General features: G+C 73.7%; 12 protein-coding genes. 1 reads left to right on the top strand and 11 read right to left on the bottom strand.

The genetic code is table 11. The features are described 5' to 3' along the window. Window positions 1–7 precede the first annotated feature (7 nt). The 7 genes from ACFQ8C_RS06130 to ACFQ8C_RS06100 form a co-directional block, all read right to left on the bottom strand. Complete coding sequence (locus ACFQ8C_RS06130; protein WP_383452760.1) at window positions 8–1,582, bottom strand: AMP-binding protein; 1,575 nt, start codon at window positions 1,580–1,582, stop codon at window positions 8–10. 193 nt (window positions 1,583–1,775) lie between these two features. Next, window positions 1,776–2,420, bottom strand: a complete 645-nt coding sequence (locus ACFQ8C_RS06125) for an excalibur calcium-binding domain-containing protein (protein ID WP_383452758.1) — start codon at window positions 2,418–2,420, stop codon at window positions 1,776–1,778. Window positions 2,421–2,633: 213 nt separating this feature from the next. Continuing rightward, window positions 2,634–3,767 carry an acyl-CoA dehydrogenase family protein gene (locus tag ACFQ8C_RS06120; RefSeq protein WP_383452756.1) on the bottom strand — a complete coding sequence of 378 codons (1,134 nt, stop codon included), beginning with the start codon at window positions 3,765–3,767 and terminating at the stop codon, window positions 2,634–2,636. After that, window positions 3,764–5,665: an acetyl/propionyl/methylcrotonyl-CoA carboxylase subunit alpha gene (locus ACFQ8C_RS06115; protein ID WP_383452754.1), complete on the bottom strand. Its 1,902-nt coding sequence runs from the start codon at window positions 5,663–5,665 to the stop codon at window positions 3,764–3,766. Before ACFQ8C_RS06115 ends, ACFQ8C_RS06120 begins: the two co-directional genes overlap by 4 nt. 7 nt (window positions 5,666–5,672) lie before the next feature. Next, window positions 5,673–7,286 (bottom strand): acyl-CoA carboxylase subunit beta, encoded by a 1,614-nt coding sequence (locus tag ACFQ8C_RS06110; RefSeq protein ID WP_383452752.1) that lies wholly within the window; start codon window positions 7,284–7,286, stop codon window positions 5,673–5,675. Next, the gene (locus ACFQ8C_RS06105) at window positions 7,283–8,965 is read right to left on the bottom strand and encodes an acyclic terpene utilization AtuA family protein (protein WP_383452750.1); all 1,683 of its coding nucleotides are present in this window, start codon (window positions 8,963–8,965) and stop codon (window positions 7,283–7,285) included. The genes ACFQ8C_RS06110 and ACFQ8C_RS06105 overlap by 4 nt, the downstream gene beginning before the upstream one ends. Then, entirely contained in the window at window positions 8,962–9,756 is a 795-nt protein-coding gene (locus tag ACFQ8C_RS06100; protein WP_383452748.1) for a TIGR03084 family metal-binding protein, read from the bottom strand. The genes ACFQ8C_RS06105 and ACFQ8C_RS06100 overlap by 4 nt, the downstream gene beginning before the upstream one ends. A 184-nt stretch (window positions 9,757–9,940) precedes the next feature. Here ACFQ8C_RS06100 and ACFQ8C_RS06095 point away from each other — a divergent pair, with 184 nt between their 5' ends. Continuing rightward, window positions 9,941–10,513: a dihydrofolate reductase family protein gene (locus ACFQ8C_RS06095; RefSeq protein ID WP_383452746.1), complete on the top strand. Its 573-nt coding sequence runs from the start codon at window positions 9,941–9,943 to the stop codon at window positions 10,511–10,513. On the opposite strand, the gene ACFQ8C_RS06090 is transcribed toward ACFQ8C_RS06095, so the two are convergent. From ACFQ8C_RS06090 to ACFQ8C_RS06075, 4 genes are all read right to left on the bottom strand, one after another. Then, entirely contained in the window at window positions 10,510–10,998 is a 489-nt protein-coding gene (locus tag ACFQ8C_RS06090; protein WP_383452744.1) for a hypothetical protein, read from the bottom strand. The two genes, ACFQ8C_RS06095 and ACFQ8C_RS06090, sit on opposite strands and share 4 nt — an antisense overlap. Window positions 10,999–11,049: 51 nt before the next feature. After that, entirely contained in the window at window positions 11,050–11,229 is a 180-nt protein-coding gene (locus tag ACFQ8C_RS06085; RefSeq protein WP_383452742.1) for a DUF1272 domain-containing protein, read from the bottom strand. 148 nt (window positions 11,230–11,377) lie between these two features. Next, complete coding sequence (locus ACFQ8C_RS06080) at window positions 11,378–12,163, bottom strand: ABC transporter permease (protein WP_383452741.1); 786 nt, start codon at window positions 12,161–12,163, stop codon at window positions 11,378–11,380. Further along, a partial coding sequence (locus ACFQ8C_RS06075) for a DUF4162 domain-containing protein (RefSeq protein ID WP_383452740.1) occupies window positions 12,160–12,505 on the bottom strand: 346 nt, incomplete at its 5' end. The genes ACFQ8C_RS06075 and ACFQ8C_RS06080, both read right to left, overlap by 4 nt.

Raw genomic sequence — 12,505 nt, 5'->3', positions numbered from 1 at the left:
CCCGCGCTCAGCCGCCCCGCAGCTCCCGCCGCAGGATCTTCCCGGAGGCCGCCCGGGGCACCGCGTCGACGAACTCCACGGCCCGGACCCTCTTGTACGGGGCGACCCGCGCGGCCACGTGTGCCATGACGTCCTCGGCGGTCAGCCCGGGCGCGGCCGGCTGCCGCACCACGAACGCCTTCGGGATCTCCGTCCCCTCCGCGTCCGTCACCCCGATGACGGCCGCGTCGGCGACGCCCTCGTGGGTGAGGAGCAGCGCCTCCAGCTCGGCCGGGGCGACCTGGAAGCCCTTGTACTTGATCAGCTCCTTGACCCGGTCCACGACGTACAGCCAGCCGTCCGCGTCGACCCGCCCGATGTCGCCCGTGTGCACCCACCCGTCGGCGTCGATCATCGCGGCGGTCGCCTCCGGCCGCCCCAGGTACCCCTTCATCACCTGCGGTCCCCGGATGGCGATCTCGCCCTCCTCCCCCGGCGCCGCGTCCTTCGCGGGGTCGTCGAGCGAGAGGATCCGCATCTCGGTGGAGGGCAGCAGCTTGCCGACGGTGCCGGGCGGGGGGTTCTCGGCGCTGAGCGGCGTGACGTGCGTCCCCGGCGACAGCTCGGTCATGCCGTACGCCTGCCGCACCGGCGGCAGCCCGAGCCGCGCCGAACACGCCGCCGCGAGCGCCGCGTCGAGCGGGGCGGCCGCGCTGACGATGTACTCCAGCGAGGACAGGTCGTACGCGGCGACCGCCGGGTGCTTGGCGAGCGCGAGGACGATCGGCGGAGCCACGTACAGGCCGTTGATGCGGTGCTTCTGGATCGCGCCGAGGAAGGTGTCGAGTTCGAAGCGCGGCAGGACGACGACGGTGGCGCCCTGCCGCAGCGGGGCGTTCATCAGGGCCGTGAGCCCGTAGATGTGGAAGAAGGGGAGGACGGCGAGGATGCGGTCCCCCGGCCCCATCGGGATGAACGGCTCCAGCTGCGCCAGGTTGGTGGCGACGGAGGCGTGGGTGAGCATCACGCCCTTGGGGACGCCGGTCGTGCCGGAGGAGTACGGGAGGGCGGCGACGTCCTCGCCGGGGTCGAAGTCGAGCGCGGGCTCGGGGGCCGTGGACCCGAGGAAGGCCTGGAGCGAGCGCACCCCGGCCCCCTCCGGTGCCGCGTCGCAGACGAGGATCTCCTCGATCCCGCCCGCGAGTTCGGCGGCGGCCCGGGCGGCCGGCAGCAGCGGCGAGACGGTGACGATCCAGCGCGCCGCCGAGTCCCGCAGCTGCTTCGCGAACTCCTCGGGGGTGGCGAGCGGGTGGATGGTGGTGACGGAGGCGCCGGCCCGGGTGGCGGCGTAGAACGCGACCGGGAACAGCACGGTGTTGGGGCTGTGCAGCGCGAGCACGTCCCCCTTCCGGACCCCCGCCTCGGCGAGTCCGGCGGCGACCCGCCGGTGGAAGGCGTCCACCTGCGCGTACGACAGGGTCAGTTCGCCGGCGCCGTCGACCAGCGCGGGCGCGTCCCCGTACTCGGCGGCCCGGCCCAGGACGGCGTCGTGGATGGGGAGGGAGAGGGTGGGAACGGGCTCGTACTCGCTGTGGAACACCATGCGTGGCCCCCTGGAGAGAGGTGGAAGGTGGTCGCCAGGATCGCTCGTGCGGGTACCGCTTGGGGAGACCCCGTCAGCGCTCGGGGAGACCTTGTCAGCCTCCCGCAAAACAATCAAGCATGCGTGCTTTGTTTATTCGCCGACCGCGGGGCGGGCCGGGGGTCCGGACCCTCCGGACCCCCGGCCCGGGCCGTCAGTTCTCGCAGCCGACGCCGTCACCGTCGCGGTCCAGCCGGCGGCTGTACCCCGGGTCGCCGGCGTGGATGGGCGCGGCGCCGGCCGCGCGGACCGCGTCGCAGTTGGCGTAGTACGCCTCCGGCTCGGGCTCGGCGGTCTCCGGCGGCTGCGTCGTCTGGACCGGCTTCGGCTTGGGCTTGGGGGTGGTGGGCGCCGGCTTCGGGGCCTGGGTGGTCGGCTTCGGGGCCGGGGTGGTCGGCGCCTGGGTGGTCGGCTCGGGGGTCCGCGTGGTCGGGGCGGCCGTGGTCGGCTCCGGGGTGGGCGTCGGCGTCTCGGTCGTCGGCTCGGGCGTCGGCGTCGGGCTCTCGCTCGTCGGCTCGGGCGTCGGGGTCGCCGTGGCCGTCACCGTCACCGCCGGCTTCGGGTCGTCCGCGTCCTTCTCCGCCGGCGGGTCCATGAGCATCACCACGACGAACCACAGGGCGGACAGGACCGTCGCCACGGTCTTCGTCCGGTTGGTCCACAGGCCCAGCCAGGCCAGGACTATGCCCGCCGGCGGGAAGAGGACGAGCAGGGTGACGATCAGCGCCGGATGCTGCCACCAGCGTCTGGGGGGCTGCCACGCCGGGGCGGGCTGGTACGGGTTCGACTGCGGGTACACGCGCGGCTCCAAGGTCCTGAAGGGGGACGGCGGCACCGAGCGGAGTGCCGTGGCCGTGGATCGTACACAGGACCTTCACAACCCGTGGGCCGCATCGGCGGTTCGCGGCCTCGGGCGCCACGGGAGGCGCCCGGAGGCGGCGGGCCACCGGGGCGCGAGGGGGGCCGCCGCGCTCCCGGAGGAGCGCGGGGGACCCCGCCTCGAACCGCCGGTTCAGTACGACTTGGGCAGGCCCAGGGTGTGGGCGGAGACGTAGTTCAGGATCATCTCCCGGCTGACCGGGGCGATCCGGGCCACCCGGGAGGCGGTGACCAGCCGGGCGAGGCCGAACTCCTTGGTGAGGCCGTTGCCGCCGAGGGTGTGCACGGCGGTGTCCACGGCCTTCACGCAGGCCTCGGCCGCCGCGTACTTCGCCATGTTGGCGGCCTCGCCCGCGCCGAGGTCGTCGCCCGCGTCGTACAGCTTCGCCGCCTTCTGCATCATCAGCCGGGCGAGTTCGAGCTCGATGTGGGCCACCGCGAGCGGGTGCGCGATCGCCTGGTGGGAGCCGATGGGCGCCTTCCAGACCTGCCGCTCCTTGGCGTAGGAGACGGCGCGTTCGAGGGCGTGGCGGCCCATGCCGATCGCGAAGGCGGCCGTCATGATCCGCTCCGGGTTGAGGCCCGCGAAGAGCTGGAGGAGGCCCGCGTCCTCGTCGCCGACGAGCGCGTCGGCGGGCAGGTGGACGTCGTCGAGGGTGAGCTCGAACTGCTTCTCGTCCGCGTCGAGTTCCATCTCGATGTGGCGCCGGCCGAAGCCGGGGGTGTCGCGGGGCACGACGAAGAGGCACGCCTTGAGGTTGCCGGTGCGGGCGTCCGAGGTGCGGCCGACGATCAGGGTCGCGTCGGCGATGTCGACGCCCGAGACGAAGACCTTGCGGCCGTTGAGGACCCAGCCGTCCTCGGTGCGGGTGGCGGTGGTGGTGATGCGGTGGGAGTTGGAGCCGGCGTCGGGCTCGGTGATGCCGAAGGCCATCGTCTTCGAGCCGTCCGCGAGCCCGGGCAGCCACGCCTCCTTCTGCCCGTCCGTGCCGAAGCGGGAGATGACCGTGCCGCAGATCGCGGGCGAGACGACCATCATCAGGAGCGGGGCCCCGGCGGCGCCGGCCTCCTCCAGGACGATGGACAGCTCGGCCATGCCGCCGCCCCCGCCGCCGTACTCCTCCGGCAGGTTCACGCCCAGGTAGCCGAGCTTGCCGGCCTCCGCCCACAGGGCCGCCCGGTCGAACCCGGGACCGTGACGGCGTCCGAGGGCGGAGACGGCGGCACGGAGCTCGGTGTGCTCCCGGGGCTCTACGTCGGTGCTCATACGGTGTCTTCCTCCTGGTCTTCGGCCTGTACGTCTTCGGTCTGTACGACGGCGAGCAGGGCGCCGACCTCGACCTGGCGGCCGGGGGCGGCGTGGAGCGCGGTGAGCGTGCCGGAGGCGGGAGCGGTGACGCGGTGCTCCATCTTCATCGCCTCCAGCCAGAGCAGCGGCTGTCCGGCCTCGACCCGCTCGCCGACGGCGAGGCCGTCCGCGAGCCGGACGACGGTGCCGGGCATCGGCGCGAGGAGGGACCCGGGGAGGGTCCGCTCGCGCGGGTCGGTGAAGCGCGGGCGGGCCACGAGGCGGTGGGGCCCGACGTGGACGGTGCCGTCGCCGTACCCGGTGACCTCGAAGTCCCTTACCACCCCGTCGACTTCGAGCCGGACGCGATCGGGCGCGACGGCCACGGCCCGCACGCCCCCGGGCGCGAGGACCTCGAAGCCGCCGTCCCGGGCCGGCCGGTAGCGCACCTCCACGTCCCCTTCGTACGTCCGGACCTCGTCCTGCGAGCGGAGGTTCCGCCAGCCGCCGCCGAAGCGGCCCCGGCGGGCGGCGGCCCCGGCGAGCGCGGCGGCGACGGCCGCCACCTCGGCCCCGTCCGGAGCACGGCTCAGGGACGGGAGGTCGCGGTCGTAGAAGCCGGTGTCGAGGGCGGCCGGGTCGGTGAAGCCGGGGTGCCGCAGCGAGGCGACGAGCAGGTCCCGGTTGGTGACGGGCCCGTGCAGCCGGGCCCGTTCCAGGGCGTGGGCGAGCTTGCGGACGGCCGCCTCGCGGGTCGGCGCGTGCGCGACGACCTTGGCGAGCATGGGGTCGTAGTGGACGCCGACCGCGTCCCCGGAGACGTACCCGGTGTCGACGCGGACACCGTCGGGGAACTCGAACCGGCGCAGCACCCCCGTCTGCGGTGCCCACCCCGCCGCCGGGTCCTCCGCGTAGAGCCGGGCCTCCACGGCGTGGCCGTGCGCGGCGGGCGGCTCGGGGGGCAGGGCGCGGCCCTCGGCGACGGCGAGCTGGAGGGCGACGAGGTCGACGCCGTGGACGGCCTCGGTCACCGGGTGCTCGACCTGGAGGCGGGTGTTCATCTCCAGGAAGTGCGCCCGCCCGTCGGCGACCAGGAACTCGACCGTGCCCGCGCCGACGTAGCCGACGGCCTTCGAGGCCGCCACCGAGGACCCGTACAGCTCCTCGACGAGCGCGTCCGGCAGGCCGGGCGCCGGGGCCTCCTCGACGACCTTCTGGTGCCGCCGCTGGAGCGAGCAGTCGCGGGTGCCGAGCGCCCACACGGTGCCGTGGGTGTCGGCGAGGATCTGCACCTCGACGTGGCGCCCGTTCTCCACGTACGGCTCGACGAACACCTCGCCGTCCCCGAAGGCGCTCTCCGCCTCGGCCGACGCCGCCTTCAACTCGCCTTCCAGTTCTGCGAGTTCATGGACGACCCGCATGCCGCGCCCGCCGCCGCCCGCCGCCGCCTTCACCAGCACCGGCAGGGCGTCGGCGGTGACGTCCGCCGGGTCGAGGGGCGCGATGCCGAGGAGCTCCTTGGCGCGGGTCTTCGACGCCATCGCCTCGATGGCCTCCGGCGGCGGACCGATCCAGCACAGCCCGGCCTCCGTCACGGCCCGGGCGAAGCCGGCGTTCTCGGAGAGGAAGCCGTACCCGGGGTGCACGGCGTCCGCGCCCGCCGCGAGCGCCGCCGCGACGATCAGCTCCCCGCGCAGGTACGTCTCCGAGGGCGCCGCCCCCGGCAGCCGTACCGCCGCGTCCGCCTCCCGCACGTGCAGGGCGTCCGCGTCGGCGTCCGAGTACACGGCGACGGTCGCGATGCCCAGCTCCCGGCAGGTGCGGAAGACCCGGCAGGCGATCTCACCACGGTTCGCGACCAGTACGGTCGAAATCATCAGGGCCTCACATTCGGAAGACGCCGAAGCCGCCGCGCGCGCCCTCGACCGGTGCCGTGTGGATCGCGGACAGGCACAGCCCGAGGACCGTGCGGGTGTCGCGGGGGTCGATGACCCCGTCGTCGTAGAGCAGTCCGGAGAGGAAGTGCGGCAGCGACTCGGACTCGATCTGCGCCTCGACCATGGCCCGCAGCCCGGCGTCGGCCTCGGCGGCCTTGTCGTCGTACGGCAGCCCCTTCGCCGCCGCCGCCGCCCGCGTCACGATCGACAGCACGCCGGCGAGCTGCTGCGGTCCCATGACGGCGGACTTGGCGCTCGGCCAGGCGAAGAGGAACCGGGGGTCGTACGCCCGCCCGCACATGCCGTAGTGCCCGGCGCCGTAGCTCGCCCCCATGAGGACGGACAGGTGGGGCACGCGGGAGTTCGACACCGCGTTGATCATCATCGCGCCGTGCTTGATGATGCCGCCCTGCTCGTACTCCTTGCCGACCATGTAGCCGGTGGTGTTGTGGAGGAAGAGCAGCGGGATGTCACGCTGGTTCGCCAGCTGGATGAACTGGGCGGCCTTCTGCGACTCGGCGGAGAAGAGCACCCCCTGCGCGTTCGCGAGGATCCCCACCGGATAGCCGTGCAGCCGCGCCCACCCCGTGACCAGCGACGGCCCGTACAGCGGCTTGAACTCGTCGAAGTCGGAGCCGTCGACGAGCCGGGCGATCACCTCGCGCGGGTCGAACGGCGTCCGGAGGTCGCCGGGGACGATCCCGAGCAGCTCCTCGGCGTCGTGCTTCGGCGGCTCCACGGCGAGCGGGTCCGGATCCGGGTGCGCCTTGCGGTGGTTGAGGCGGGCGACGATCCGGCGGGCCTGCCGGATCGCGTCGGCCTCGTCGACGGCGTAGTGGTCGGCGAGCCCGGAGACCCGGGCGTGCATCGCCGCGCCGCCCAGGGACTCGTCGTCGCTCTCCTCGCCGGTCGCCATCTTCACCAGCGGCGGGCCGCCGAGGAAGACCTTCGACCGGTCCTCGATCATCACCGTGTGGTCGGACATGCCGGGCACGTACGCCCCGCCGGCCGTCGAGTTGCCGAAGACGACCGCGATCGTCGGGATCCCGGCGGCGGAGAGCCGGGTGAGGTCGCGGAAGAGCGCCCCGCCCGGGATGAAGATCTCCTTCTGGGAGGGCAGGTCGGCGCCGCCGGACTCGACGAGCGAGATGACCGGGAGCCGGTTGGCGTACGCGATCTCGTTGGCCCGCAGCGCCTTCTTCAGCGTCCACGGGTTGGAGGCGCCGCCCCGCACGGTGGGGTCGTTGGCGGTGATCAGGCACTCGACGCCCTCCACGACCCCGATGCCGGTGACCAGGGACGCCCCTACGGGGTAGGCGCTGCCCCAGGCGGCGAGCGGCGACAGCTCCAGGAAGGGCGAATCGGGGTCGACCAGCAGCTCGATCCGCTCCCGGGCGAGCAGCTTGCCGCGCTCGCGGTGCCGGGCGGTGTACTTCTCGCCGCCGCCGGCGAGCGCCTTGGCGTGCTCGGCGTCGAGGGAGTCGAGCTTCTCCAGCATCGCGGTGCGATGGTCCTGGTAGTCGGTGCCGCCGGTGTCGAGGGCGGAGGCGAGGACGGTCACAGCAATCCCTCCGGGATGTCCAGGTGCCGGCTGCGGAGCCATTCGCCGAGCGCTTTGGCCTGGGGGTCGAAACGGGCCTGGGAGGCGACGCCCTCGCCGAGGATCCCGGCGACGGTGAAGTTCACCGCCCGCAGCAGCGGGAGCACATGCCGGGTGACGTCCGACCCGGCCGTCTCCGGCAGGAGTGCGCGGAACCTCTCGACGGTGAGCGTGTGGGCGAGCCAGCGCCACTCCGCCTCCGTCCGCACCCACACCCCCACGTTCGCGTCCCCGCCCTTGTCGCCGCTGCGGGCCCCCGCGATCCGCCCGAGGGGGGCACGGACCGTGGGTCCCGGCGGCAGCGGCTCGGGCAGGGCCGGTTCGGGTACGGGTGCCAGGGCGCGGGCCGCCGGCGGCACGGGGACGGCGACCCGGGCGCCGTCGGGCAGCACCGCCGTGTGCGGGACGTCCCCGGCGGGCACGTACGCCGTCTCGAAGACCCCGTAGGGGGCGCCCTTGCCCGGCGGGGCGGTCACATGGAAGCCCGGGTAGCTGGCCAGGGCCAGCTCGATGGCCGCCCCCGTCAGGGTCCGCCCCACCTTCTCGGGGTCCCGGTCGCGGACGACGAGCCGCAGCAGCGCGCTCGCGGTCTCCTCGGTGGCGGCGTCCTCCCGGTCGGTGCGGGCCAGCTCCCAGCGCACCTCGGCGGGCGGCGCGGCGGCGAGCGCGGCACCGACCTGCTCCCGGACGAGCGCGGCCTTGGCCTCCACGTCGAGACCGGTGAGGACGAAGACGACCTCGTTGCGGTGGCCGCCGAGCCGGCAGCGCCCCACCTTGAGCGTGGCCGGCGGCGCCTCGCCCCGCACCCCGTCGATCCGCACCCGGTCCGGCCCGTCCTGCGTGAGCCGCACCGAGTCCAGCCGGGCGGTCACGTCGGGCCCCGCGTACCGGGCGCCGGAGGTCTCGTACAGCAACTGGGCGGTGACGGTGCCGACGTCGACGACCCCGCCGGTGCCGGGGTGCTTGGTGACGACCGCCGACCCGTCCTCCTCCACCTCGGCCAGCGGGAAGCCCGGCCGCAGCAGGAGCTTCGGGTCGTGGTCGCGGAAGAACGCGTAGTTCCCGCCGGTGGCCTGCGTGCCGCACTCCAGGACGTGCCCGGCGACGACCGCCCCGGCGAGCCGGTCGTACTCCTCCGGGCCCCACCCGAAGTGCCACTGCGCGGGCCCGGTGACGAGCGCCGCGTCCGTCACCCGCCCGGTGACGACGACGTCCGCGCCGGCCGCGAGACAGGCCGCGATCCCGGCACCGCCCAGGTAGGCGTTGGCGGTCAGGACGCCCGCCTCGCCCGGCAGCCGGTCGCCCTCGACGTGCCCGACCCGGGTCGGGAGGCCCAGCCGCGCGGCCAGCGCCCGCAGGGCGTCGGCGAGCCCCGCCGGATTGAGCCCGCCGGCGTTGACGACGATCCGCGTGCCCCGGTCGTGGGCGAGCCCCAGTCCCTCCTCCATCTGCCGCAGGAAGGTCTTCGCGTACCCGGCGGACGGGTCCTTCAGCAGGTCCCGCCCGAGGATCAGCATGGTCAGCTCGGCGAGGTAGTCGCCGGTGAGCACGTCGAGCCGGCCACCGGTCAGCATCTCGCGGACGGCACCGAACCGGTCGCCGTAGAAACCGGAGGCGTTCCCGATCCTCAGCGGCGTCACCGCGTGCCCTCCCGCGGCGCGCGCCCCGCCCCCGCCGGCCCGGCGAACGCCTGGGCGATGCCGAGCCAGTGCTCCGCGTCCGCCCCCTCCGCGCGCAGCCCGGTGTCGTCCCGGTGCGCCCGCTGGGTCACCAGGAGGCAGAACTCCAGCGCGTCCCCGCTGACCCGCTGGGCGGCGTCCTCGGGTCCGTACGTCCACGACTCCCCGTCCGGCGCGACGAGTTCCACCCGGAAAGGCTCGGCGGGCGGCTGCTCCCCCCGCACGAGGTACGCGTAGTCACGGGCCCGGTGCCCGATCCAGGCCACGTGCCGCAGCCGCGCGGTCGGCTCCCGTACGACCCCGAGGGCGTCGGCGACGTCCTGCCCGTGCGCCCAGGTCTCCATCAGCCGGGCGGTGGCCATCGCCGGGGCGCTCATCGGCGGCCCGTACCAGGGGAACCTCCCGCCCGGGGGCACCGCGAGCAGCGCCTCCCGCAGCAGCCGCCGCCCCTCCCGCCACCCCGCCAGCAGCTCGCCGGGCGGCAGCGCCGCCCCCTCCTCGGCACCGTCGTCGACGAACCGCTCGGGCGAGGCCAGCGCCTTCTCCACCTCCACGGCGAATCCCCCGGCGTCGGTCACCGCGAGCAGCGCGGCCCGGTCGGTCCAGGCGAGGTGGGCGATCTGGTGGGCGATGGTCCAGCGCGGCGCGGGGGTCGCCCGTCGCCACTGCTCCTCGCTCAACTCCTTGACGATCGCGTCGAGTTCGTCGCCTTCGGCACGGAGATCGGCGAGAAGGTCGGCGGGGTCGGACACGGTGCGCTCCCCTCGGGAGGACGGGCCTGAGGAGTCGGAGCATGGCAGCGATCCAGGAAACAATCAAGCACGCTTGCTTGGAAAATCGTCCGGACGGGGCCGATGAGTTTCGCCGGCGCCCCCGGTCCTAGACCATGAAAGCGAGACCGGAACCGGCACCTTCCAGCAGACGAGGACCACCGACATGCGCACTCTCATCAGCTCCGCCTTCGTCTCCCTCGACGGCGTCGTCGAGGCCCCCGGCGGCGAGGAGGGCTACCGGAACGCGGGCTGGACCTTCAAGGACGTCGAGTTCGTCCCGGAGGCGTACGAGATCAAGGGCCGCGAGCAGGGGGAGGCCACCGCGATGCTCCTCGGCCGGACCAGCTACGAGGCGTTCAGCCCCGTCTGGCCCGGCATGGCGGACTTCGCCGACTACAAGGAGATGCCGAAGTACGTCGTCTCCACCACGCTCACCGACGACGACCTGGTCTCCGACTGGGGCCCGACGACCATCCTCCGCACCCTCGACGAGGTCGCCGCCCTCAAGGAGACCGAGGGCGGCCCGATCATCGTCCACGGCAGCGCGACCCTGAACCGCGCCCTCTCCGACGCGGGCCTGATCGACCGCTACCACCTCCTGGTCTTCCCCCTCCTCCTGGGCGCCGGCAAGCGCCTCTTCAGCGCCACCGACAAGGACGCCCAGAAGCTGAGGCTCGTCGAGCACGAGACGTACTCCAACGGCGTCCAGAAGCAGGTCTTCGACGTCGTCCGCTAGCGGACGCGCCGGTACGTCTCCCTCGACCCCTCGCCCGAGTCGTTGGTGAGGATCAGCTTCTCCTCGCCGTCCTCCTCGCCGAGCCGCAGCGGGGCCAGCTGCCGGCCGGCCCAGCCGCAGTCCGCGTCCGCCAGGAAGTGGCGCCAGGTCTTGTCCGCCTCGGAGGGAACGGCCCGCACCGTGCCCTCGCAGGTGTCGCTCCCGTCACTGGTCCAGAAGGTCCCGTCCCCGGAGATCCGGATGGTCCAGGGGGTGTCCCCGGAGACGGCCTCCTTCCACTCCCCGACGACCAGCGCCAGATCCGTGCCGCCCGCACCGCCCGGCATCCCGTCCGGCATCCCGTCCTGCGGTGCCGGGTCCTGGGCTGCCCCGTCCTGCGGCTTCGCGTCCTGGGGTTTCACCGCGACGTCCGACGTCTCACAGCCCGTCAGCAGGAGCACCGCACACGCGGCGGCCCCCGCCACTCCTCGCGTCCATATGTTCATGGGGCCTCACCGTACCGGCCCCAAGTCAAGGGCTCCGTGGAGCCCTTGACGTCACACCGCGCGGCGCGGGCGGGGCAGCAGCTCGCCGCCGCAGTTGGGGCAGGTGCCGGACATCTCCTCCGTGCAGGGCACGCAGAAGGTGCACTCGTACGAACAGATCCGGGCCTCCCCGTCGGCCGGCAGCTTCGTCGTCTCGCAGCGCTCGCAGTGGTCGCGCATCTCCAGGGCCATGGCGGTCCCCCCTCGTTCCGTGTCCGTCGGTGGATTTCCGCCTCCATGATCGGTGAGGGCGGGACGCCCCGAAACAGAGGACCGGCCAGAGTTCGAAGGAATCTGGCCGGTCCGGGTCTTCTTCGGTTCGGGGCACTTCGGTGGGTGACTACCTGGGGTCCTTGCCGAAGGTCTTGGCGGACCAGAGGTAGCCGAGGACCGTGAGGCCGGCGCACCAGGCGATCGCGATCCAGCCGTTGTTGCCGATCCCGGTGCCGAGGAGGAGGCCGCGGAGGGTCTCGACGGCGGGGGTGAAGGGCTGGTACGCGGCGACGGGCTGGAACCAGCCGGGCATCTGCTCGATCGGCACGAAGGTGCTGGAGACGAGCGGCAGGAAGACCAGCGGAAAGGCGTTGTTGGAGGCGGCCTCGGCGTTGGGCGAGACCAGGCCCATGCCGACCGCGATCCAGGTGAGGGCGGTGGCGAAGAGGACCAGGAGGCCGAAGGCGGCGGCCCATTCGAGGGCGGTGGCGCCGGACGGGCGGAAGCCGATCGCGACCCCCACCGCACCGACGAGGACCACGCTCGCCACCGACTGGAGGACGCTGCCGACCACGTGCCCGACGAGGACCGACGGGCGGTGGATGGCCATGGTCCGGAAGCGGGCGATGATCCCCTCGTTCATGTCGTTGGCGACGGAGACCGCGGTGCCGATGACGGTGGAGCCGATGGTCATCAGGAGCAGTCCGGGCACGAGGTAGGCGACGTAGGCGTCGCGGTCCGCGCCGCCCATCCCCGCGCTCATCGTGTCGCCGAAGACGTAGACGAAGAGCAGGAGCAGCATCACCGGGGTGAGCAGCAGGTTGAGGGTGAGGGAGGGGTAGCGGCGGGCGTGCAGGAGGTTCCGGCGGAGCATCGTGGACGAGTCGCGGACGGCGAGGGACAGGGTGCTCATCGGACAGCCTCCTTCGGCTGGGCGGGGACGGTGGTGGAGCCGGTGGTCGATCCGGTGAGGGCGAAGAAGACGTCGTCCAGGTCGGGGGTGTGGACGGTGAGTTCGTCCGCCTCGACGCCGGCCGTGTCGAGCCGGTCGATCAGCGCCCGCAGGGCGCGCTGGCTGCCGTCGTTCGGGATCCGGAGGGTCAGCGCCTCGTCGTCCCGGGCCGCCTCGCGCAGCGCGTCGGAGGCGCTGCGGTAGGCGTCGGGGTCGGTGAAGCGGAGGCGGATGTGTCCGCCGGGGATCCGGCGCTTGAGCTGGTCGGCGGTGCCTTCGGCGACGATCCTGCCGCCGTCGAGG

This window comes from Streptomyces sp. NPDC056503 (assembly GCF_042794995.1).
Taxonomy (GTDB): domain Bacteria; phylum Actinomycetota; class Actinomycetes; order Streptomycetales; family Streptomycetaceae; genus Streptomyces.
Note: the sequence above shows the minus strand (reverse complement) of the source record. Positions and strands in the feature narration are given on the sequence as shown.